Raw genomic sequence first — 463 nt, forward strand, 5'->3', positions numbered from 1 at the left:
TGTGTATAAGAGACAGTCCGTAAGTTGCAGATCCTGACAGCAGCTAAGATATGCATAATGAAAAATGGATTTCATGCTGCCTCAATGGCACAAATATCTAATTTATCGGGATTAAGCGTAGGAGGTATCTATCGGTACTTCTCAAATAAAGAAGAAATGATTAACGAACTAGTGAAGGGAATTGTTGACAAACGTTTAAGGTTACTCACAACCCTAGATATCAATCTTGCCGATATGTCAGATATCATCTCGGCGCGCTTAGGCATGCAAGCACACGATAAAAATTTTTCAGAAGACAACATCCTAATGTTTGAGGTTATGACCGAAGTCAATAGGAACCCGAATGTTGCCACTATTTACAAAGAGGCAGACAACAGAATGTTTGACGCATTATTGGAAAAATTACTTGAATTCCAGAAGGAAATCGATATCGAAACGGCGGAAGCTCAGGTCGAAATAATGA

General features: G+C 38.9%; 1 protein-coding gene. It reads left to right on the forward strand.

What is annotated here, in order from left to right; genetic code table 11:
- Nucleotides 1-57 precede the first annotated feature (57 nt).
- The coding region (locus J1785_RS00215) for a TetR/AcrR family transcriptional regulator (RefSeq protein ID WP_217218514.1) at nucleotides 58-463 on the forward strand (406 nt) is incomplete at its 3' end.

Origin of the sequence: Rahnella perminowiae (assembly GCF_019049755.1) — a bacterium.
GTDB lineage: Bacteria > Pseudomonadota > Gammaproteobacteria > Enterobacterales > Enterobacteriaceae > Rahnella > Rahnella perminowiae.